Annotated in this window: 22 protein-coding genes; 8 read left to right on the forward strand and 14 right to left on the reverse strand. The window is 63.4% G+C overall.

Annotated elements, in window-relative coordinates; all coding sequences use genetic code 11:
* Positions 1-40: 40 nt before the first annotated feature.
* On the reverse strand, positions 41-1060 hold the full coding sequence (locus NKH01_RS23355) for a glycoside hydrolase family 25 protein (protein WP_353022647.1): 1020 nt from the start codon (positions 1058-1060) through the stop codon (positions 41-43).
* Between the two features lie 258 nt (positions 1061-1318).
* Between NKH01_RS23355 and NKH01_RS23360 the strand changes: the two genes are divergently transcribed.
* Positions 1319-2233, forward strand: coding sequence for a hypothetical protein (locus NKH01_RS23360; protein ID WP_353022649.1), 915 nt, complete (start codon positions 1319-1321; stop codon positions 2231-2233).
* 13 nt (positions 2234-2246) lie between these two features.
* On the opposite strand, the gene NKH01_RS23365 is transcribed toward NKH01_RS23360, so the two are convergent.
* From NKH01_RS23365 to NKH01_RS23385, 5 genes are all read right to left on the reverse strand, one after another.
* Positions 2247-2459 (reverse strand): hypothetical protein, encoded by a 213-nt coding sequence (locus NKH01_RS23365; protein WP_352495816.1) that lies wholly within the window; start codon positions 2457-2459, stop codon positions 2247-2249.
* A gap of 118 nt (positions 2460-2577) precedes the next feature.
* A complete protein-coding gene (locus NKH01_RS23370; RefSeq protein ID WP_023717421.1) occupies positions 2578-2976 on the reverse strand; it encodes a GFA family protein in 399 nt (132 codons plus the stop codon).
* Between the two features lie 195 nt (positions 2977-3171).
* A complete protein-coding gene (locus NKH01_RS23375) occupies positions 3172-4128 on the reverse strand; it encodes an alpha/beta fold hydrolase (RefSeq protein ID WP_023717420.1) in 957 nt (318 codons plus the stop codon).
* 24 nt (positions 4129-4152) lie between these two features.
* Positions 4153-4638 carry an SRPBCC family protein gene (locus tag NKH01_RS23380; RefSeq protein ID WP_353022652.1) on the reverse strand — a complete coding sequence of 162 codons (486 nt, stop codon included), beginning with the start codon at positions 4636-4638 and terminating at the stop codon, positions 4153-4155.
* A 123-nt stretch (positions 4639-4761) separates the two neighbouring features.
* Entirely contained in the window at positions 4762-5010 is a 249-nt protein-coding gene (locus tag NKH01_RS23385; RefSeq protein WP_352481155.1) for a ParB N-terminal domain-containing protein, read from the reverse strand.
* Positions 5011-5166: 156 nt separating this feature from the next.
* Between NKH01_RS23385 and NKH01_RS23390 the strand changes: the two genes are divergently transcribed.
* The 5 genes from NKH01_RS23390 to NKH01_RS23410 all read left to right on the forward strand — a co-directional run bounded on the left by NKH01_RS23390 (position 5167) and on the right by NKH01_RS23410 (position 10846).
* Positions 5167-6807 (forward strand): N,N-dimethylformamidase beta subunit family domain-containing protein, encoded by a 1641-nt coding sequence (locus tag NKH01_RS23390; protein ID WP_353022654.1) that lies wholly within the window; start codon positions 5167-5169, stop codon positions 6805-6807.
* 1 nt (position 6808) lies between these two features.
* Complete coding sequence (locus NKH01_RS23395; protein WP_353022656.1) at positions 6809-8176, forward strand: aminotransferase family protein; 1368 nt, start codon at positions 6809-6811, stop codon at positions 8174-8176.
* 10 nt (positions 8177-8186) lie between these two features.
* Positions 8187-9116 carry a 3,5-dioxohexanoate:acetyl-CoA acetone transferase gene (gene kce / locus NKH01_RS23400; protein WP_353022658.1) on the forward strand — a complete coding sequence of 310 codons (930 nt, stop codon included), beginning with the start codon at positions 8187-8189 and terminating at the stop codon, positions 9114-9116.
* 192 nt (positions 9117-9308) lie between these two features.
* Positions 9309-9818, forward strand: coding sequence for a GNAT family N-acetyltransferase (locus NKH01_RS23405; protein WP_352495812.1), 510 nt, complete (start codon positions 9309-9311; stop codon positions 9816-9818).
* Positions 9815-10846 carry a histone deacetylase family protein gene (locus NKH01_RS23410; protein WP_023717413.1) on the forward strand — a complete coding sequence of 344 codons (1032 nt, stop codon included), beginning with the start codon at positions 9815-9817 and terminating at the stop codon, positions 10844-10846. The genes NKH01_RS23405 and NKH01_RS23410 overlap by 4 nt, the downstream gene beginning before the upstream one ends.
* 18 nt (positions 10847-10864) lie before the next feature.
* On the opposite strand, the gene NKH01_RS23415 is transcribed toward NKH01_RS23410, so the two are convergent.
* Positions 10865-12130: a cysteine desulfurase-like protein gene (locus NKH01_RS23415; RefSeq protein ID WP_353022660.1), complete on the reverse strand. Its 1266-nt coding sequence runs from the start codon at positions 12128-12130 to the stop codon at positions 10865-10867.
* A 48-nt stretch (positions 12131-12178) separates the two neighbouring features.
* On the reverse strand, positions 12179-13246 hold the full coding sequence (locus NKH01_RS23420; RefSeq protein WP_353022661.1) for an aldo/keto reductase: 1068 nt from the start codon (positions 13244-13246) through the stop codon (positions 12179-12181).
* 385 nt (positions 13247-13631) lie between these two features.
* On the opposite strand from NKH01_RS23420, the gene NKH01_RS23425 reads away from it, so the two are divergent.
* Complete coding sequence (locus tag NKH01_RS23425; RefSeq protein ID WP_023674744.1) at positions 13632-13796, forward strand: hypothetical protein; 165 nt, start codon at positions 13632-13634, stop codon at positions 13794-13796.
* Between the two features lie 37 nt (positions 13797-13833).
* Here the strand turns inward: NKH01_RS23425 and NKH01_RS23430 are convergent, their stop codons facing one another.
* Positions 13834-14340, reverse strand: a complete 507-nt coding sequence (locus NKH01_RS23430) for a DUF1993 domain-containing protein (RefSeq protein ID WP_023717410.1) — start codon at positions 14338-14340, stop codon at positions 13834-13836.
* 123 nt (positions 14341-14463) lie between these two features.
* Between NKH01_RS23430 and NKH01_RS23435 the strand changes: the two genes are divergently transcribed.
* Positions 14464-15495, forward strand: coding sequence for a DUF1176 domain-containing protein (locus tag NKH01_RS23435; RefSeq protein WP_352860914.1), 1032 nt, complete (start codon positions 14464-14466; stop codon positions 15493-15495).
* On the opposite strand, the gene NKH01_RS23440 is transcribed toward NKH01_RS23435, so the two are convergent.
* The 5 genes from NKH01_RS23440 to NKH01_RS23460 are packed head-to-tail and all read right to left on the reverse strand — an operon-like array spanning position 15492 to position 20368.
* Complete coding sequence (locus NKH01_RS23440; RefSeq protein ID WP_084642439.1) at positions 15492-16409, reverse strand: alpha/beta hydrolase; 918 nt, start codon at positions 16407-16409, stop codon at positions 15492-15494. The two genes, NKH01_RS23435 and NKH01_RS23440, sit on opposite strands and share 4 nt — an antisense overlap.
* 32 nt (positions 16410-16441) lie before the next feature.
* A complete protein-coding gene (locus tag NKH01_RS23445; RefSeq protein ID WP_023717407.1) occupies positions 16442-18052 on the reverse strand; it encodes an NTP transferase domain-containing protein in 1611 nt (536 codons plus the stop codon).
* Complete coding sequence (locus tag NKH01_RS23450) at positions 18049-18753, reverse strand: XdhC family protein (protein WP_352481162.1); 705 nt, start codon at positions 18751-18753, stop codon at positions 18049-18051. The genes NKH01_RS23445 and NKH01_RS23450 overlap by 4 nt, the downstream gene beginning before the upstream one ends.
* A gap of 6 nt (positions 18754-18759) precedes the next feature.
* Positions 18760-19098: an XdhC family protein gene (locus tag NKH01_RS23455; RefSeq protein ID WP_023717405.1), complete on the reverse strand. Its 339-nt coding sequence runs from the start codon at positions 19096-19098 to the stop codon at positions 18760-18762.
* A gap of 25 nt (positions 19099-19123) precedes the next feature.
* Entirely contained in the window at positions 19124-20368 is a 1245-nt protein-coding gene (locus NKH01_RS23460) for a vWA domain-containing protein (RefSeq protein ID WP_352481164.1), read from the reverse strand.
* Between the last annotated feature and the right edge of the window lie 4 nt (positions 20369-20372).

The raw sequence follows: 20372 nt of genomic DNA on the forward strand, positions 1-20372 counted from the left end.
TCCCTTCTCCCCTTGTAAGGGGAGAAGGAAAGAGCTGCCGCTACTCCGCGTCGGCCACCATCTGCCGTCCGCCAGTCCAGTCGCGCCACGCCCTCTCGTCGCCGTGGAAGACGTTGAGGTCGATGCGGCCTCTCACGCCGTGCGACAGGCCGGAGCCGGAATACTGCCAGAACAGCCATTTGCGGCCGGGATAGACTTTTGACGGGTGCGCCGCCACGGCGCGCAGCCAGAATGGATAATCGGGGAAGGCGCCGCGCAGATTGTCGCGGTAGAAGTCGGGCGCGGTGTAGATGATCGGCCGCTGGCCGTAGTGGCGCTCGAGCTTGTCCATGAACACCTGCATCTTCTCCAGCACCTTTTGCCGGGACGGGCGGCGCTTGCAGCTGGATTCGCCGTTCCACTCGACGTCGATCACCGGCGGCAGCGCACCCTCGACCCTCGGCACGTTGCGGATGAACCAGTCCGCCTGCTCGCCGGCGGTGCGGCACCAGTAGAAGAAATGATAGGCGCCGCGCTTCAGGCCGGCGGCGTCGGCATTGCGCCAGTTCCTGGTAAACATCGGGTCGATATGATCGCCGCCGTCGGTCGCCTTGATGTAGGCGAAATTGGCGCCCTGGGCGCGCAGCTTTTGCCAGTTCACATTGCCCTGCCAGCGCGAAACGTCGACGCCATGGACGGCAAGGCGCCTTGGCGAGGAGGACTTGCCGAAATTGATCGGCTTGGCGTCGCGAAAACCATAGCGCGTGACCGGCTCTGCAAGCATTGCCGGTGCTGCGCGTGTCAGCCGCTTCGGCGGCGACATCAGCGCGATCACCTCGGCCGGCGGTTCGATACTTTGGTCGGGCTCCAATGCAGCGACCGGCTGTTCGTCCTGCTCCTGTTGCGCGAAGGCGGGCGCGGCGTCAGCTATCGCTGCCGAGGCGATCGGCGCCGGCGGCCGCACAACCGAGCTGGTGGTCTCGCTGGACGGCACTTGCAGCGCATCGACGCCGGAGGTCGACGTGCAACCGGCAAGGCACAGCGCTGCGATCGAAAAGATGACGACGCCTGATATCCGCATCTGGACCTGTACGCAAAACACAACAGACCGAAGGCAGGACAACGCCGCCGGACAAACCAAGCTGGATTCCTAACAAGAAACTACCAACAAAGTTTGAATCGAATTGTTAGGGCTCTCGTCGAGACGTCGGCGGGCAAAGGGACGCTGCCCTTCCACCGTTCGGCCACGTCGCTGGCTTCGCAATCCCGCTTGACAACTCACTGCGTGAGATTAGTCTTCGCTAATCTTACGATGTAAGGCCATACTTGGGAGGGAGTCATGCAGCCCGCCGCCTTGTCAGAATTGCAGCCCTTAGTCACGCCGGAGCCACGCTCGCCCGCCATCGGGATCGACGAGATATCCGGCGATCTCAGCCGCGTCATCGAACGCGCTGAGGTCGATGCCTGGCTCGATCTCTATCGCGCCGCCCCGGCAGACTTTGCCGCAAGGCAAGGCCTAGCCATCGCCGAAGATGGCGATCTCGTCTGGACCACCTGCACGACGATCCCGTTCATCCATTTCAACTGCGTCAAGAACCTTGGTGTCGATAGCGCGGCCACCGAGAGCCGGCTCGATACGCTTCTGAGGCACTATCGCGACGCCGGCATTCTGCGGCCCTGGTTCTACACCAACCCACACACCGAGCCCGCGACGCTCAGCTGCTGGCTCGAGGCGCGCGGCCTGCAGCGTCAGGGAGGCTGGGAACGCATCTTTCGCGACGCCACGCCGTTGCCAGCGGAGCCGCTTTTCCCGACGGAGGATGTCTCGGTCGAGCGGGTGACGCCGGCAACGGCAAGGGAATGGGCTGGGTTCATCGACAGCCAATACCGGTTGCCGACCTCACCGTGGTTACTGGCGCTGGCCGGCCGGCGCGGCTGGCGCCATTACATGCTGCGGCGGGACGGCGCGGTGGCGGCGGTGCGCTCGATGTTCATCGGCGCCGACGGCATGGCCTGGAGCGGCATCGACGCGCCGGTGCCCGGCATCATGGCGCCGAGCTTCGATCTCGATGCAATGCTCGGCGAAGCGATGGTGCGCGACGGACTTGCGGCCGGTGCAAAACTGTTCGTGGCCGATATCGAGGCGCCGCAAGCCGAACGCGACGGGCCGGCCTATCGCAACTATGCACGTCTCGGCTTCAAACTCGCTTATTTCCGCAGCCATTACAGCTATTTGCCGGCAAATTCCGGCTAACCGCTTCAGGACCCTAGCCGCACAGCCACAGCTTGTGGCAGGTCGTGGCCATCAGGTGGGCCGGCGGTACAAAACGATCGTTGACCGCCACATCATCGTCCGCCCGGCGGACCTTTTCTTCGAGCAGCGTGCGAAGTTGCGCCGGTTGCACGCGGTCGCGCTCCATCACCAGCTTGATCATCGGATCGCTCAAGAGTTCGTCCAGGGTGTTGATGCTGTCGTTCATTCCGTCGCCTCCTCGACTGCCGCCCGCACGCAATAGATAGGCAGCAATGATGGCCCGCCAATGACGCTTTGCCGGCTATCTCGTGTTGCTTTGGATTAAATTTTGTCCAGATTTCACCTCAAACCGGAGGTGGCGCGCCTTCATATTGCGGCAGGCCGTCGTCGATCTGCACCCAGGGCTGCTTCGAGGCGGTCCAGATATGCATCTCGGGCCTGAACACTGAGGGGTCATCGAGCGAGCCGGTGGTGACGCCGATGATGCCGGCGGAATCGCGCCGGGAAAACATCGTCGTGCCGCAGCGCGGGCAAAAGCCGCGCTTGAGATCGGGCGAGGAATTCACCATCGCCAGCGGTCCGTCGACCGTCACATCGTCGATACGGAACAGCATGCGCGCGTTGAAGGCGGCACCCAGCGCCTTCTGGCACAACCGGCAATGGCAGACGCGCTCATTGATCGGTGCTGCCTCGGCGCGGTAGCGCACCGCGCCGCACAAACACCCGCCCTGATACCCAGCCATCGCCCGTGTCCCTGCCTGTGAGGATAGGCGGCATACCTATCGATAGGCGCGGTAGCGTCAATTGAAAAGCTTTGATGGCGCCATCTATAGCTGTGATGCGACCGATACACGACTGGCCGATGCGCCGCGCCAAGGCCTCATTGACGAAATGCCGGCCGTCTCGCGGGAGACGGCCGGCAGACAATTGACTGCGTGTCAGTTCGTTTCGTTGACGACTTCGTCCCAGGTCTTGACCTTGGTCTCGCCATTGAGGAACGGCAGCGCGGCAGCTGTGAGCTCCGGCGCGAAGAACACATCGTAGTGGGTGCGGTTCGGCACGATCGCCAGGCGGTTCTGCGACAGGTTCTCGCGCATCCAGCCGGCGTCCTTCAATCCGCCGCCGAGCATCTGGTAGAATTTGATCTCGTGCTCGGGCCGGTACATGTCGCTGTCGCCGAACACCAGCATCACCGGCATTTTCAGCTTCGGCACGTCGGCGGAATAATCGTAGTCCTTGCGCATATAGGCGCCAAGTTGATCGAGGAGTTTCGGAAAATCCTCCGGATGCGGCGCAACGGCGACGTAGGATTTGTACATCGGCGTGTCCTTCATCATGTCAGCCATCGCCGCGCCGACCTGTGCCTGCTGGCCACGCATCTCGGCATAGAAGCCGTCCGCGGCGTAGGGGGTCGAGACCAGCACCAGCCGGCGCACCGCCTCGGGATGCTGCACGGCCATGCGGAAGGCGACGCCGCCACCCAGCGAATAACCCATGACGTCGACCTTGTCGTAGCCGAGCGCCTTGACGATCGCCGCCATGTCGTCGCCCATCGCCTCCAGGCTGAGCGGCCGGTCGCCGAGTGCGGTGCGGCCATGGCCCTGCAGGTCGACGCCGATGACGGTGCGGTTTTCGGTAAGCTTCGGCAGGATCGGCGCGAACATATCCGTCGTGCCGAGCCCGCCATGCAGCAGAAGCAGCGGCTCGCCCTTACCATAGACGGCGTAATAATAGTTCAAACCGTTGATCGGCAGCAGGCCGGATTTTTCCGGCTTCGGCAATGTTGCGGTTGCGGTCGTCATGGCGGGCTTGGCCTCCTCAGCGTTGATGGTGCCCGGCGCCGCAAACAGCGCGGCGGCCGAAGCGAAAATGGCGAAAAATATCGATCTGGACATGTCAGTCTCCCTCTCCCGTTTGCATCAAAGTCGCTTTGCGACTTCCTCGAGCTGTTCGGCGCACTGGCCCCAGCCCTCGTGAAAACCCATTTTCTCGTGCTGTTCGCGGTCGGCGACCGACCAATGCGCAACCCGGGCGACGTAGCGGGTCTTGCCCGTGCCCTCGTCCTCGAGTGTCACAATGCCGGTCATGAACGGTTTGGCGGAAGGCTCCCACGCCTTGGTATAGGCATCGGTGAAGACGAGCTTCCTGCCCGGCACGACTTCGAGGAAGACGCCGGGGTTCGCAAACTCGTTGCCGTCGGGACCGGCCATGACGACCAGGCTGGTGCCGCCGGCGCGAACGTCCATCTCAGCGCGCGGCGTCGTCCACGGCTTCGGCGCAAACCATTGCGTCAACAGCTTCGGCTCGGTCCAGCAGCGATAGACGTTCTCGCGCGGTGCATCGATGATGCGGGCGAGAACCAGCTCGCGGTCGGAGTTGGGGGCGATGTCGAGCTTGGTGATCATGGTGTTTCCTCACATGTCGGGTTTGGCTTTCGTGTCTAGGACGAACCGACAAGACGCAAGCCGACACGGTCCACGAGAAAAAATCCGCGGAACCGGAGATTCGAACGACGGAACCGAGTGGCTTCAGTGGCGCTTGGCTTGCACCAGATAGGCGTCGATCTCAGTCTCGCCGAGCCACTTGGCCGCTTCGAGCCGATGCAGGCCTTCGACCAGGATATGGCGCTTGCCGTCATGGCGCACCTGGATCGGCGTCTTCATGCCGTTTTCCAGAATGTCCTCGGCAAGATGGCGGACGGTCTCGGGATGCAGCGTCTTCTTGCGCGCGGTCGGCACGTAAATGTCGTTGACCCTAACCTTTTGCACTCTCAGCATATCGGCTCCCGTGGCGGACAAGGCCGCGTTTTGTGAGATAGTCTGTTTGTCCGGCAAGGCCAAGGGAGCAGCCCGGCGATGACTGGCCCGATCGTTTCCAATTGACGCTTGGCCGGCGGATGGCCGAAATGGCGGCCTTCGACCTTAGCGGTGTCCATGAACCATCTGCCGACCGAGTTTCCCGATTTCGGACTGACGCCGGAGCAGCGACGCCAGGCGGTGCGCAGCCATTACTGGGAATGGCCGGGTATGGATGGCGGGCGCGGCGAAATCTGGTGCTACAGCGACCGTTTTTCCTACCGCCCCGGCGAGATGGTGGCGCTGCATGTCAGCTCGACGGCCGCCAGTTTCGGCATCGCGATCGTCCGCGACGGCGGTACGGAAACGACGATATTCGAAAGGACCGGGATCGCGGCGCGCTGGCAGGATACGCCTGATCAGTGTTCGGTCGAGGGCTGCGGCTGGGAAGCATCGTTCGAATTTTGCATCGGCGACGACTGGCCGTCCGGCGCCTATCGCGTCACGCTTGAAGCCGACGCTCGCGACGGCAAGCCGATCCGCTACCACCATCTTTTCATCGTCGCGCCGCAGCCCGGCAAGAACCTTGGTCGCGTGCTGCAGGTCGCGGCCACCGGCACCTGGCTCGCCTACAACACATGGGGCGGTTCCAACCATTACGAAGGCATCACCGGGCCAGGCCGCGACCAGTATGCACGAATAGTGTCGACGCAGCGGCCTTGGTGCCGCGGCTTCGTCGTGCTGCCCAGGGACGCGCCGCGCGTGCCGCTCGAAGTCGCCGTGCCGCCGAAAACCGTGCCGCGCTATCCGCATATGGAATGGGCGTTTGCCACCGGCCATTCGAAGAAATACGCCTCGTCCGGCTGGGCAAGCTATGACAGCCATTTCTTCCGCTTCGCCGAGCGTGCCGGCTACGCCGTCGATCTTGCCAGCCAGCACGATCTGCATTTTTCGCCCGACATTCTCGACGGCTACGACTGCGTCGTCTTCGTCGGCCACGACGAATACTGGACCTGGGAGATGCGCGATGCGGTCGACACCTATGTCGAGCGCGGCGGCCATGCGGCGCGCTTCGCCGGCAATTTCATGTGGCAGACCAGGCTGGAGGACGAAGGCCGCCGGCAGGTCTGCTACAAATACCGCGCTCGCGCAGAGGACCCGGCCTATCGCGGCGGCGATATAAGGCGCGCCACCAATTCCTGGGAAGCGCCGGAAATCGGCCGGCCGGGTGCGGCGACCTTCGGCCTCAACGCGACAAGAGGCGTCTATGCGGGCTGGGGCGGCTGCGCGCCGCGCGGCGTACGCGGCTTTCCGGTCTACCGGCCTGAGCATTGGGCGTTTGCCGGCACCGGCATCTACTATGGCGACCTGCTCGGCGCCGACAGCCATGTCTATGGCTACGAGGTCGACGGGCTCGATTTCGAGATCCGCGGCGGCCTGCCCTACCCCACGCCCGACAGCGGCGCACCGGACGGCCTGCAGGTGCTCGCGGTCGGCATGGCTGCCCAGGTCGAGGAAAGCGCCGACATTCCGTTCGAGGACCAGTTCCTCGGCGACGAGGACGGTCGCTTCACCGCCGAAACGCTGTTCGGCGAGGCAAGCGACGCCAATCTCGACAAGGTCAAACGCGGCAACGGCATGATCGTCAATTTCCCGCGCGGCAAGGGCGAGGTGTTTCACGCAGGAAGCTGCGAATGGGTCGCCGGCCTGCTAAGGCAGGACGCGATGGTCGAGCGCGTCACCAGAAATGTCCTCGACCGCTATCTTGGAAAGCCATGACATGCTGAAGCCCCCTGTCCCGGAAGCCCGCGAAGCCTCGCATCTGTTTTATCTGTCCAGCCTGCGTCGGCCGCTGATCGACCGCGCCGAAGGCATCTACATGTGGACGCAGGATGGCCGCCGCTTCATCGACGGATCGAGCGGGCCGATGGTCGCCAATATCGGCCACTCCAATCGCAACGTGCTCGACGCGATGAAACGGCAGATGGACCGCGCCACCTTCGCCTACCGCCTGCATTTCGAGAACGAACCGGCCGAGGAGCTCGCGCGGCAACTGGCGGCCAAACTCCCCGAGGGCCTGGACCGCATCTTTTTCGTCTCGGGCGGCTCGGAGGCAACGGAATCCTGCGTCAAGCTGGCGCGGCAATGGGCGGTCGCCACCGGCCAGCCCAGCCGCTGGAAGGTGATCACGCGTTTTCCGTCCTATCATGGCGGCACGCTGGGTGCGCTCGCCGTCACCGGCGACGATGCGCTGGCCGAAACATTTGCGCCGATGATGCAAGTGATGCCGACCGTGCCGGCGCCCATCGCCTGGCGCGACCGCGACAATCTTTCGATGGAACAGCGCGGCATCCGCTATGCCGACATGCTGGAGGAGAAGATTCTCGCCGAGGGGCCGGACAGCGTGCTCGCCTTCATCATGGAGCCGGTCGGCGGCGCTGCCACGGCAGCACTGGTGGCGCCGGACAGCTACTATCCGCGCATCCGCGAGATCTGCGATCGCTACGGCATCCTGCTCATCCATGACGAAGTGATGAGCGGCGCCGGTCGCACCGGAAAATTCCTCGGCGGCGACCACTGGAACTGCAAGCCCGACATCGTTGCGCTGTCGAAGGGGCTGGGCTCGGGCTACGCGCCGCTCGGCGCGCTGGCGGCACCGATGCGGCTGGTGGAGCCATTGCTCGCATCGGGCGGCTTCCAGCATGGCCATACCTATGCCGGCAACCCGCTCGCCTGCGCCGCCGGGCTCGCCGTGCTCGGCGAGATGGACCGTCTCGGCCTGATCGCCAATGCGGCCGATATGGGCAAGCTTTTGATGGACGAGCTGAAGGGATTGGCGAAGCGGTTTCCGTTCATCGCCGACGTCCGCGGCAAGGGCCTGCTCACCGGTGCCGAAATGGTCGCCGACCCAGATACGCTGAGGCCGATCGAGCCGGCAAAGAAGGCCACCCAGCGGCTGCTCGACCTCGCCTATGAGCGCGGCCTGATCATCTACGGACGCAAGGTCAAGGGCGGCGTCGACGGCGACAATTTCATGGTCGCGCCGCCGATGATCGTCACCGCCGCGCAGATCGGCGAGATCGTAGCCATCATCGGCGACTCGCTCGAAGTGCTGGCCGGTGAACTCGACCTGCCGGTCGAAGGCTGAGGGGCGAACCATGGCGCCGCGAAAAATCATTATCACCTGCGCCGTCACCGGGTCGGTGCACACACCATCGATGTCGCCGCATCTGCCGGTGACGCCGGACCAGATCGCCGCCGACGCGATCGCCGCCGCCGATGCCGGTGCCTCGATCCTGCATCTTCACGCCCGCGACCCCAAGGATGGAAGGCCGACCGCCGACCCCGAGGTGTTCATGCAGTTCCTGCCGCGCATCAAGCAGGCGACCGACGCAGTGATCAACATCACCACCGGTGGCTCCTCGCTGATGACGCTCGACCAGCGGTTGGCCGCCCCGCTCAGGGCGGAGCCGGAAATGTGCTCGCTCAACATGGGCTCGATGAATTTCGCGCTGTTCCCCATGCTCGAGCGGCCGCGGGAGTGGCAGCACGAATGGGAGCCGAAGCTGCTCGAGGCGACCCGCGACACGATCTTCAAGAACACCTTTGCCGACATGGAGACGGTGCTCGAAAAGCTTGGGCGCGGATGCGGCACGCGCTTTGAATTCGAGTGCTACGATGTCGGCCATCTCTACTCGCTGGCGCATTTCCGCGACCGCGGGCTGGTGTCGGGACCGCTGTTCATCCAGTTCGTGTTCGGCATCCTCGGTGGCATCGGCGCCGATCCCGAAAACCTGATCCACATGAAGCGCATCGCCGACAAACTGTTCGGCGACAGCTACCAGTTTTCGGTGCTGGCCGCCGGACGCCATCAGATGCCGATGATCTCGATTGCGGCGGCGATGGGCGGCAATGTCCGCGTCGGGCTGGAGGACAGCCTCTACGACGGGCGCCAACTGGCCAAGTCCAATGCCGACCAGGTCCGCCGTATCCGCAGCGTGCTCGACGGGCTGTCGCTGGACGTCGCGACGCCGGCCGAGGCGCGGCAGATGCTGGCGCTCAAGGGCGGCGACCGTGTGGCGTTCTGATGGTTGCGCTCCGGCACACCCCCCTCTGGCCTGCCGGCCATCTCCCCCTCAAGGGAGAGATCGGCAGCTTCGATCTCGCTGCCCACCCTGCAACGTTGGTGAATGGCGAAACCCGGCGCGACATCCAATCTCCCCCCTTGAGGGGGAGATGTCCGGCAGGACAGAGGGGGGTGCCTGGGCGCCCTGCCTGCCGTGAGTACGCCATCCACAAACGTGCTTATCCGCCCCGGCCGGGTGGAGGACGTCGAAACCATCCACGCCGCACTCCTACGGCTCGGCGCGCATGTCGGCGCACATCAGGAGATCACCTCGACAGCTGCGGATCTCCGCACCTATGGCTTTGGCGAAAAGCCTGCCTTCTCGACCTTGATCGCCGAAGTCGGCGGCGAATTTGCCGGGCTTTGTCTGCATTTTCCGATCTTCTCGACATGGATGGGACGACCCGGCGTCTATGTGCAGGACCTCTACGTCGAGGACCGGTTTCGCGGCCGCAGGATCGGCGAGCGCCTGCTGCGCCGGGTGGCGGCGCAGTGCCGGAAGGCAGGCGGCGTCTATCTCAGGCTGTCCGTCGATACCGACAACGAGACCGCCAAGGCTTTTTACGAACGGTTGGGCATTGCCTGGTCGAGCTACGAGCAGGTGCAGAAGATCGTCGGCGACGCCTTTTTCGCCTTCGCCGATGCACCGGAGGAGCCAACATGAAAGCCTTCTATGCCGAAGAACAGAAGCGCCACGACCCGAAGGCGTTCCTCTCAAGCGGCGCGCCGCAGCCCAATCCGGAAAAGCCGGAACGGGTCGAGCGATTGCTAGCCGGCGCAAAGGCTGCCGGCTGCACGATCGAACGGCCGCGGGATCACGGGCTCGGCCCGATTGCGGCGGTGCATACGCCCGAATATCTCGATTTCCTCCAGCATATCTTCGCGCGCTGGCAGCGCATCGAGGGTGCCTCTGCCGAGGTCATTCCCAACATCCATCCGATCGCGCGGCACGGCTCCTATCCTGCCTCGGCAGTCGGCCAGGCCGGCTACCACATGGCCGACACCGCCTGCCCGATCTCCGGCGAGACGTGGCAGAGCGCACTGTGGAGCGCCTGGAGCGCGGTTGAAGCAGCCGAGGCGGTGATGTCGGGCGTGCCTTCAGCCTATGCGCTCTGCCGTCCGCCCGGCCATCACGCCTTTGCCGAGGTCGCCGGCGGCTTCTGCTTCATCAACAATTCGGCGGTCGCCGCACGGGTTCTGCGCAAGCAAGCGGCGCGGGTGGCGATCCTCGACGTCGACCTGCATCACGGCAATGGCACGCAGGGCATCTTCTATGCCCGGCCGGACGTGCTCACCGTGTCGCTACATGCCGACCCGGTGCGCTTCTATCCGTTTTTCTGGGGCCATGCCGACGAGCGCGGCGAAGGCGCCGGCCTCGGCTACAATCTCAACCTGCCGCTGCCGCGCAAATCCGGCGACGCCGCATTCCTCGAAGCACTGGACGTGGCTTTCCAGCGTATCCGCGCCTTTGCGCCAGAAGCGCTGGTGGTGGCGCTCGGCCTCGACGCCTTCGAGGGCGATCCGTTCGGTGGGCTGTCGGTGAGCACGCCCGGTTTCTCGCGCATTGGCGAGGCCATCGCCGGTCTCGGCCTATCGACAGTCATCGTCCAGGAAGGCGGCTATCTCTGCGACGAGCTCGGCGACAATCTCACCGCCTTCCTCACCGGTTTTGGCGGCGCCCACAAGCGATGATCGGCCCGCGAGGCGCGCTCAGGATCGTTCCTGCCTCAGCATGGCGACAACGCGGTGCACACTCTCCAGCGTCTCGTCGATCTCGGCTGAAGTGTTGTAATGAGCGATGCCTATGCGCACGACGCCCTGGTCGGCCGGAATGCCGAGCTGGTGCACAATCTCCCAGGCGTAGTTGTGGCCGGACCATAGGAAGATGTTTTCCGCATTCATCTGCCGCACGATCGCCTCCGGCACGATGCCTTGGACGGTGAAGGACACCGTCGGCACGCGCTCATTGATCCGCTTCGGATCGGTGATGCCGTGGATGGTCAGGCCGGCAATATCCGACAGACCGTCGATCAGCCGTTGCGCCAGCGGGTTCTCGTAAGTGATCGACAATTCGAAGGCCTTGGTTATTTTCTGGCGGCGCGATGCTTGATCGCCGGCCGCCGCGCCCAGCTCGGCAAGATAATCGACCGCCGCCGACAGGCCGGCCATCAATTCAATTTGCGGCGTGCCGAGCTCGAAGCGCTCCGGCAAGGCATTGGACGAGCAACGGCATTTGTACGGCTTCAGCGCATCGACGACGTCCAGCCTGCCCCACAAAATTCCCATATGTGGGCCGAAGAACTTGTAGGCCGAGCAGATCAGGAAATCACAGCCGAGATTTTGGACGTCGATCAGGCCATGCGGGGCGAACTGCACGGCATCGACGTAGACCAACGCACCGGCCTGCCTGGCAGTGCGGGTCAACGCCTTCACCCGGTTGATCGACCCGGTGAGATTGCTGGCGTAGTTGAGCGCGACGAGCCGCGTCCTCTCGGAAAGCAGCGCGGCGAGCGCCGCCTCCTCGATCTGCCAGCTCTGCTGGTCGAAAGGTAGCCAGCGCACGACAAGGCCAAGGTCTTCAGCCAGTTGCAGCCAGGGTGAGATGTTGCCCTCATGGTCCATGCGGGTGAGGATGATCTCGTCGCCGGGTTTCATCGTACGGCCAAGCGTTCGCGACATGTGGTAGGTCAGCGTCGTCATGTTGGCGCCGATGATGATTTCCCGCGGACTTGCCGCGCCAAGGAAATCCGCCATCGCCAGATGGGCCTCGTCGACGATGTCTTGTGCCGCGATGGTGGTCTCGAAGAAGCCGCCGAGATTGGCATTGGTGGTCAGCAGGCAGCGTGACACCGCGTCCGCCACCGCCTGCGGCACCTGCGTGCCGGCAGGATTGTCGAGATAGATGCGCCTGCGGCCATTGTCGCTCAGCGACAAAGCCGGAAATTTTGCGCGCACCGCGTCGATCCGAAAGTCCATGGCTGTTCCCCTCCCCTTATGACTATCGGACGATCACGGCTCGACGCATCAAGGGCACGGATTGCCGACGCGCTGGTGGATCGCGTCGACGGCTTTCTGCATGTCCTCGGTCCAGACCACGTTGGCGGAAGACAACGCCATTTCAAGTTGCGAAATGGTAGTGGCGCCTATGATGTTCGAAGTGACCAAGGGCCGGTTCGAGACATAGGCATTGGCAAACAACGCCGGCTCCATGCCGAAGGTGCGCGCCAACCGGTTGTATTCGAGCTGCACTTCGGCGGCATTCGGCGTCTCGTAGCGCTGGCCGCGGTTGAACAATTGCGAGCGCGAACCCTGCGGCCGCGCGCCATGATCGTATTTGCCGGTCAAATAGCCTTGCGCCAGCGGCGAATAGGCAAGCAGCGACACCTGCTCGCGCTCGCAGACTTCGGCAAGGTTCACCTCGAAGGTGCGGTTGACGAAATTATAGGCGTTCTGCAACGAGACGACGCGCGGGCCGAGGCCCTTGTCGGCTTCGGCAATGAAACGCATGACGCCCCAGGAATTCTCGTTCGACAGGCCGAAGTGGCGGATCTTGCCGGCCTTCACCAGCTCGTCGAACACACCAAGCGTCTCGGCGATCGGCGTCTCGCCCTCCGGCACGCCGGCGGCATCGGAGCGTCGCGGCACGGCGCCGATGCGGTTCGGATTGGCGCCCCACGGTACGTCGCGTTCCGGCCAATGGATCTGGTAGAGATCGATGTAATCGGTGTTGAGCCTGGCGAGTGACTTATCAATAGCGTCGAAGATGTCGGCGCGCACCAGATTCGACGGGCGGTCGCCGCGAAACCAGGTGTTGGCGGTGCGGCCAACCACTTTCGAGGCGATGATCACCTGGCCGCGATTGCGCTTCTCCTTCATCCAGTTGCCGATGATTGTCTCGGTGCGGCCCTGCGTCTCGGCCTTGGGCGGGATCGGATAGAGTTCGGCGGTGTCGATGAAATTGACGCCGCGCGCAAACGCCAAATCCATCTGAGCGTGACCGTCCGCCTCGGTGTTCTGCTGGCCCCAGGTCATCGAGCCGAGGCAGATCTGCGACACGAAAAGATCGGTCTGGCCGAGGCGGCGTTTGTGCATGGAGGTTCTCCGGCGGGAATTTTGCGCGGCTGCGCGAGGAGGAAGCAATAGCATACAGGAAAGCGCCGGCCGCTTCCAAGCCCGCCGCCGGCAGGCCAGGCGACTTTCCCAGGATGCCGGCGAACGGGGTTTATCCCCACGGCCAATAAAAAGCCGGACTGCATGTGCATGCAGTCCGGAAGTTCGCCAGGAATGGCGAGGAAAAACCGGCCAAATGCCGGCACTGACGCATACGGTCGAAGTGCCGCAGAAGTTTCGCCGGACCAGCCGAATTATGTCAAAAAAGATCGGGGCAGCATGGCTGCCATGCGAATGCTGCACTGCACAATCGTCATGATCCGCCTATATTGAAGGCCGTGGAGGTTTCAATAGAGGGGCTTGAATCATGGGATTCTTCACTGAAATGTTCGCCCGTCCGCGTCCGCGGGAACAGCTGCGCTATCGCGCGGCACTGGCGCTACTCCATTCGATGAGCAATGCCGATCGCGCCGATATCGGCGTCAAGCCGGCCGATTTCCCACGCATCGCCCGGGAAATGTCCTTGCGCTAAACAGTGCACCGCGGCCGGGATATCTCCTGAGCGAATCTCAACGCAATCCGAGGAAGATCGACTTGCCCAATGGCACGCCGTTGTGGCGCAGGATGTCATAGGCAGTGGTCAGGTGGAAATAGAAATTGGGCATGGCGGCATGCAACAGATACTGCATTCCTGGCATCGAAACCTCGCGTCCCGCAAGCCTCAGTTCGACCATCCTGTCATCTGAACCATCGAATTCGGCCGCCGAAAATGTCGCGAGATGAGCCAATGTCTTGCTAAGGCGGGCCTGCAGATCGGCGAAGCTCGCCTCATTGTCCTCGTATTTTGGCACCTCACGCCCGGCCAGCCGCGACGGCGCGCCCTTGGCGTGATCGGTGGCAATCTGTACCTGCCTGGTCAGGGCGAACATGTCCGGCGCCAGCCTCGCCGTGAGATACACCTGCGGATCGATCTTCCGGTCAGCCGCATTTTGCTCGGCAATGCTCAGGACGTTGGCCAGTGCCTTCAGCCTCGCCGAAAATACCGGCACGGATGCTTCATACATTGATATGGTCACAAGAAATCTCCACGCGGCCCGACTGCCGACGGCGAGAGGTAGCGCTTTCGCACGCGATTGTTCAAGCGTCACCACGTCGCCGCAATCGATATGATAGGATTTTTCATCGAGTGGAGGTTCCCGATGAGACGCGCCCTTTTCGCAACGGCCGCTTTTATCTCTCTTGCCGGCCAATCGGCGCTCGCCGCAGACGCGCCTTATATCGACGACAGGTCGAATGCCGAAGCGGTCATCCGGTCGCTTTATAGTGCCATCAGCCGGCACGAATTCGCGCGCGCCTGGGACTATTTCGGCGACACCAAGCCGGCCAAGGATTTCAACTCCTTCGTCAAAGGCTATGACGGCACCGACACGGTCGACGTAAAAACCGGTGGTGTGTCCGAAGACGGTGCTGCCGGCAGTATCTATTACAGCGTTCCGGTCGCCATTCGGGCGACGGCCAAGGACGGCAGCCAAAATGTCTTTGCCGGCTGCTATACGCTGCGACAGATCAACGCCTCGATCCAGGAACCGCCATTTCGCCCGATCTTCATCGACAAGGGTGCGCTGAAACCGTCAAGGGCCGATTTCGAAGATGCCGTGCCGGCAAGCTGCGGCGAAGGACCGCCGCCGCCGAAGAAGGACGCGGCGCTTGAGCAGGCCAAAAAGGCGTTTGGCGCCACCTATGGCGACCAATGTGACAAGGAGTTTCTAAGCACCGAGCCGGACATTTTCTCGATCCAGTATAAAGACAAGGATGCGGCTGCCAGTGATCCCGAAAGGGAAACGCGGCTTTTCCACTTCTCCTGCTCGGCCGCGGCCTATAACGAAAGCTCCATTTATTACATGAGCGACGACGTGCTCGGCGTCAGGCAATTGCAGTTCGCCGAACCCGAAATGGACATTCGCTACGAAAACAACGACAGCGAAGGCAAACTGCTGGGCATGACCATAGTTGGCTTCCAGACCTCCGGCTGGGCAACCAATTCCGATTACGACGAAGAGACCAAGACGATCGCTACGTTCAACAAATGGCGTGGCATCGGCGATGCCTCTTCATCGGGGACATATCTGTTTCGCAACGGCGATTTTTCCCTGGTCCAGTACGACGTCGACGCGTCTTACGACGGCGAGGAAAATCCGCAGACGGTCGTCGACTACAACACCGCGCCCTAGGGGGCCTTCGATAACATCCAGTTGAGTGTACCCCGCCAGTCGGTCATGCGGATTGGCGTGCCATGCGTGCCAGTTTCAAAACGGACGAAGCGGGTCGGATAGGTTCTCGATTTGGCTAGGATCGATCGGAAGAAGCCTTCCTGTTTCTCGATTGGAAACACCGGGTCCTTGCTACCCTGGCCGAAGAAGACCGGCACACGACGCTTGAATGCGGGGCTTGAGAAGAAACTCTCATCCCACAGCGAGCCGAGCAGCAGCAGCCCGTCGATGCGCCCGCCGGTGTCCTTGCGATCGGCCAGCTTCCAGCATAACGAACCGCCCATCGAGCCACAGGCGACGAAGATTTTTGCGCCCGGCGACTGCTCGGCATAGTGGCCGATCAACGCAGCGATCTGGGCGGCACCGGTGTCGCCGAAGTCGGAAAAATCCGGCGACAGATAGAGGCCGCCATTGCCGGCCATCAGGTTCTTGATGCGGTTGAAATTGCCGCCGAAGGTGATGTCGTCGGTGCCCTGCTTACGGCTGCCGCCCTGCCCGTGCAGGTAAAGCACGATGATGCTGGCGCCCCCGACTTTGCCGACGGCAATGTGGCGGACATCTCCAGCGTCGGTCTTCAGCAACAGATCCTGCTGCACCTTGCGCACGCCGGTATCGGTGTATTGCGCGTGCACACGACGCTCAGGCACTTCGTCACGGGCGTTGATGTCGCGCAACTCACGATAGTCGATGACCGTATAGGCGCCGTTGTTTTCGGATGAGAGCGTCGCCGGATAGGCGAACAGATCATCCTTGAAGGGTTTGAGTTCGAGAGCGTTGGCGTAGGCGGCACAAGAGAGCGACAAAAAAATCGCGATCAGCAGGGCCGGGAGGCCAGAGGGGGGCAAGCGGAACCGGAAGCAAGAACGAAAGGCCATCCCGCAGCCATGCGTTTTTCGGCTTCGGTTTGTCAATCCTGCAGCACGCCGCCGGCGCTTTCCAGCGCCTCGCGCGTGTCGACATCGACGGCCGCCCCTTCGCCGATCTCGACATCGATGACGTCGAGCCCTTCGGCCTCGACCAGATGACGGGCACCGGTATCGCCCTCGAGGTGAGCGATGGCGGCGAACAGCGAGCGCGGCAGCAGCACCGGGTTGCCGCGCCGGCCATTATGAGAGGCGCGCACCACCGATCGCCCTTCGGACTTGCGGAACGCCTCGATCAGCCTGTCGAGGTCGGCCGAGGCGACGCCCGGCATATCGCCGAGGACGATCAGGGCGCCGGCGGCGTCGCCAGAAACCTTGGCGATGCCTGCCTTCAGCGACGAAGACAGACCCTCGGCGAAATCCGGATTGTCGGCGAAGGTCACATCCATGCCCGACAGTGCGCTGCGCACGCGCTCGCGCTCGTGGCCGGTGACGACGATGGTGGCCGCGGCTTTCGAACCGACCGCGCGTTCGGCGGTGCGGCGGACCAGGGGCTTGCCGTCGAACAGCGCCAAAAGCTTGTTCGGCCCGCTCATGCGGCTGGAGCGGCCGGCCGCCAGAAGCACCGTCTCGACCCTTGGTTCTGCTTTGGCCGGCAGCGGCTCGCGCGGCTGCGGCCGCGTCGGAATTTCCATCAGCAGCCCGCCAACGCCCATGCCGGCAATATCCCTGGCGGTCACGTCGAGACCAGCAATCAGCCGGTCGAGCACCCAGTCGAAGCCGTTCTCCTTGGGGCTACGGGCGCAACCGGGCGCACCGATGATGCGCTTGCCGCCTAGATTGCCGAGCACCAGCAGATTGCCAGGATCGACCGGCATGCCGGCGCGAATGACGGTGCCGCTTGCCCTTTCGATGGCGGCGGGCACGACGTCGCCGAAATCGGCCATCGCCGAGGCGCCGAAGATCACCACCATATCGTTGTCGCGGATCAGCGAGGCGGCAGCCTCGGCGACGGGGCTGACCTCATGCGGGGTTCGACGCTCCGTCGTCAGCCGGCTGCCCGAACGCGCCAGGCGCGCTTCGGTGACGCGCAGCGTCTTGTCGAGCACGCTCGGCTTGATGCCGGGCAGCACCGTCTGGATGACGCCGACGCGCACCGGCTGATAGGCGTTGACCGCAAAAATCTCGCCCTCGGCGCAGATCCTTGCCACCGCATCGACCAAAGCGAAGGCGACCGCAAACGGAATGATTTTCACCGTCGCAACCATCTGACCTTTTTCGACCGGCGCATGCTGCGCCAGCGTGGCGATGGTAATCGTCGGATCGACGGCATTGATGGCGTCGATCATCGCCGCGTCGACGGTGAATATGCCGGCAGCCTGCGCGTGGAGGTTGACCCTGCCGGTCGCAGCGCGCTTCGCCTCGATGTTGCGATGGATCATATATGCGGCGAGCTTTTCGGCCGCGGCATCCTCGCTGAGATCATCGGGCGCCAACACCGCCGCGACGACCTCGGAAATCCCGGAGGCCTTCAACAGGGACACATCCTCGGCGCTTAGCCTGTGCGCCTTGCGGAAGCGGCGCTCTCCGGCTGTGGTGGCGTGCGCCAGCACTGCCCCTTCGGCCGCATCGATCGGAACGGGACCAAATTTCACGCGACCGCGCCTTTGGATTCGAGGCCGCGAGAGCGAAAGGCGTGGATCGCTTGCGCCAACACCGCGACGGCGATCTCGGCCGGGCTGGCAGCCCCAATGTCGAGGCCGATCGGTGCATGAATGCGGGCGATCTGGTCGGCGGTCGCGCCCAAGGCCAGCAAGCGTTCGACGCGTTTCGCATGGGTCTTGCGACTGCCAAGCGCCCCGACATAGAAGCAGTTGGCGTCGAGCGCCGCCTTCAGCGCGAAATCGTCGATCTTCGGATCATGAGTGAGGGCAGCCAGCGCGGTATAGCCGTCGAGCGGCTGACGCTTCAGGACATCCTCCGGCCATTCGGCATGCAGCGCGATGTCGGGAAAGCGGTCGGACGTGGCAAACGCCGTGCGCGGATCGATGATCTCGACGGGATAGCCGGCGATCCTGGCCATCGGTGCAAGCGCCTGGCTGATGTGGACGGCGCCGATCACCACCAGGCGTGGCTGCGGCAGATGTGCGTTGAGGAAGAAGGCCCGTCCCTCAGCTTCGACCGACCCGGAATTGCCGGTGCGGAATGCCTTGGCGATGGCTGCCCCGAGTTCGCCGGCAACCTGGTCGCCCTCGCGCACGATACGGTCCCGGCCGTCACCAAGATCGGTTACCAAAATCGCCGCGCGGCGGGCACGACGTTCGGCGTTGAGTGTCTTCAGCGCGTAAGGATCCATCGACAATCAGCCCAATCTTTCGACATAGACCTTGATGCGGCCGCCACAGGACAGGCCGACCTGCCACGCAGTCTCATCGGCGACCCCGAACTCCAGCATCTTCGCCTTGCCGCTATCGATGACGTCGATTGCTTCGGTCACCACTGCGCCTTCGACGCAGCCGCCCGAAACGGAGCCATGGAAATTGCCTTCGGTGTCGATGACCAGATGGCTACCGACCGGCCGCGGTGCCGAACCCCAGGTTTCGACCACGGTGGCAATGGCGACGTCCTTGCCGTCCTTCATCCAGCCCTCCGCGATGATCAGCGGGTCGCGGGCTTCATCGAGATAGACACTGTGTTCCATGATTTTCTCCCTGGGAGACATGTGGTTATGCGACGCGCTTCGCGCCAGCCTGGATCCACCGGCGCGGGTCGACCGAACGCACCGAATTCTTGTCCAGCGACGCACAGAGATCGGCGAGCGCGTCGAGATTGTGCACCGAACGGAATTCGTCGACATGCGGCAGCATCGCCCTGACGCCGCGGGCGCGCGCCTCGAAGCCGTCGAAGCGCAGCAGCGGGTTCAGCCAGATCAGCCGCCGGCAGGATTTATGCAGCCGTTCCATTTCCTCCGACAGGCCGGCGACCTCGTCGCGCTCCAGCCCATCGGTGATCAGCAGTACCACCGCGCCTTGCCCCAGCACGCGGCGCGACCAAAAACGGTTGAATTCTGCCAGCGTATCGCCGATGCGCGTGCCGCCCGACCAGTCCTTTACCGCGGCAGAACAGTCGGCGAGTGCGGCATCGGGATCGCGATGCCGCATCTGACGGGTCAGATTGGTAAGCCTGGTGCCGAAGACGAAGGCGTGCACGCGCCGGCGCTTTTCCGTCAGCGCATGCAGGAAATGCAGGAAGATCCGCGTGTACTGGCTCATAGAACCGGAAATGTCGGCAAGCACCACCAGCGGCGGATGGACTTCGCGGGGCGAGCGGAATTTAGGCAGGATCAACTCGCCGCCGGTGCGCGCAGCCGAGCGCATCATGGCGCGCGGATCGATACGGCGGCCATGCGCATCGGCTTTGAAACGCCGCGTCCGAACCATGTCGAAGGGCAGCCGCAACTGGGCGATCGCTATCTTGGCGTCGGCCATCTCGGCGGCGTTCATCTGGGCAAAATCCTTGCCTCTCAGCACCTCGTTGCCGGAGAAGGTGAAGCGCGCGTCGACCTCGATCTCGGGAACTTCCTGCGCCGGCTGGTTCTTCTGGTGACCCTCGAACATCGCCTGGCTGACGCGGTTCTCGGCCGCGCGGGGTTTTTGCTTCCCTTTGTTGTCGGGAGCGATCGGCGAAAAGATCGCCAGCATCTTTTCGATCAGCTCGTGCGACTTCCAGAACAGCCGGAAGGTCTCGTCGAAGGTGGCGTGATCTTCGTGCCTCGAGACCAGCACGGCGTGCAGCGTCCAGTAGAAATCGTCACGCGAGCCGATGCCGGCAGCGAGCACTGCCTCGATGGCGTCTTTGACCGAGGCCGGTCCGACACGCATACCGGCCTTGCGCAAGGTGCGGGAGAAATAGACGACGTTGTCGGCGATCCGCCCGTCCGCCGTTGCCTCTTTGGGTTCCGCACGCGGCATCGCC

It is taken from the genome of Mesorhizobium sp. M1403 (assembly GCF_040317695.1).
Taxonomy (GTDB): domain Bacteria; phylum Pseudomonadota; class Alphaproteobacteria; order Rhizobiales; family Rhizobiaceae; genus Mesorhizobium.

Excerpts from the sequence above, each read along its gene's own strand:
- NKH01_RS23355 (WP_353022647.1), bottom strand. The coding sequence starts at position 1,060 with ATGCGGATATCAGGCGTCGTCATCTTTTCGATCGCAGCGCTGTGCCTT.
- NKH01_RS23360 (WP_353022649.1), top strand. The coding sequence starts at position 1,319 with ATGCAGCCCGCCGCCTTGTCAGAATTGCAGCCCTTAGTCACGCCGGAG.
- NKH01_RS23365 (WP_352495816.1), bottom strand. The coding sequence starts at position 2,459 with ATGAACGACAGCATCAACACCCTGGACGAACTCTTGAGCGATCCGATG.
- NKH01_RS23370 (WP_023717421.1), bottom strand. The coding sequence starts at position 2,976 with ATGGCTGGGTATCAGGGCGGGTGTTTGTGCGGCGCGGTGCGCTACCGC.
- NKH01_RS23375 (WP_023717420.1), bottom strand. The coding sequence starts at position 4,128 with ATGTCCAGATCGATATTTTTCGCCATTTTCGCTTCGGCCGCCGCGCTG.
- NKH01_RS23380 (WP_353022652.1), bottom strand. The coding sequence starts at position 4,638 with ATGATCACCAAGCTCGACATCGCCCCCAACTCCGACCGCGAGCTGGTT.
- NKH01_RS23385 (WP_352481155.1), bottom strand. The coding sequence starts at position 5,010 with ATGCTGAGAGTGCAAAAGGTTAGGGTCAACGACATTTACGTGCCGACC.
- NKH01_RS23390 (WP_353022654.1), top strand. The coding sequence starts at position 5,167 with ATGAACCATCTGCCGACCGAGTTTCCCGATTTCGGACTGACGCCGGAG.
- NKH01_RS23395 (WP_353022656.1), top strand. The coding sequence starts at position 6,809 with ATGCTGAAGCCCCCTGTCCCGGAAGCCCGCGAAGCCTCGCATCTGTTT.
- kce (WP_353022658.1), top strand. The coding sequence starts at position 8,187 with ATGGCGCCGCGAAAAATCATTATCACCTGCGCCGTCACCGGGTCGGTG.
- NKH01_RS23410 (WP_023717413.1), top strand. The coding sequence starts at position 9,815 with ATGAAAGCCTTCTATGCCGAAGAACAGAAGCGCCACGACCCGAAGGCG.
- NKH01_RS23415 (WP_353022660.1), bottom strand. The coding sequence starts at position 12,130 with ATGGACTTTCGGATCGACGCGGTGCGCGCAAAATTTCCGGCTTTGTCG.
- NKH01_RS23420 (WP_353022661.1), bottom strand. The coding sequence starts at position 13,246 with ATGCACAAACGCCGCCTCGGCCAGACCGATCTTTTCGTGTCGCAGATC.
- NKH01_RS23425 (WP_023674744.1), top strand. The coding sequence starts at position 13,632 with ATGGGATTCTTCACTGAAATGTTCGCCCGTCCGCGTCCGCGGGAACAG.
- NKH01_RS23435 (WP_352860914.1), top strand. The coding sequence starts at position 14,464 with ATGAGACGCGCCCTTTTCGCAACGGCCGCTTTTATCTCTCTTGCCGGC.
- NKH01_RS23440 (WP_084642439.1), bottom strand. The coding sequence starts at position 16,409 with ATGGCCTTTCGTTCTTGCTTCCGGTTCCGCTTGCCCCCCTCTGGCCTC.
- NKH01_RS23450 (WP_352481162.1), bottom strand. The coding sequence starts at position 18,753 with ATGGATCCTTACGCGCTGAAGACACTCAACGCCGAACGTCGTGCCCGC.
- NKH01_RS23455 (WP_023717405.1), bottom strand. The coding sequence starts at position 19,098 with ATGGAACACAGTGTCTATCTCGATGAAGCCCGCGACCCGCTGATCATC.
- NKH01_RS23460 (WP_352481164.1), bottom strand. The coding sequence starts at position 20,368 with ATGCCGCGTGCGGAACCCAAAGAGGCAACGGCGGACGGGCGGATCGCC.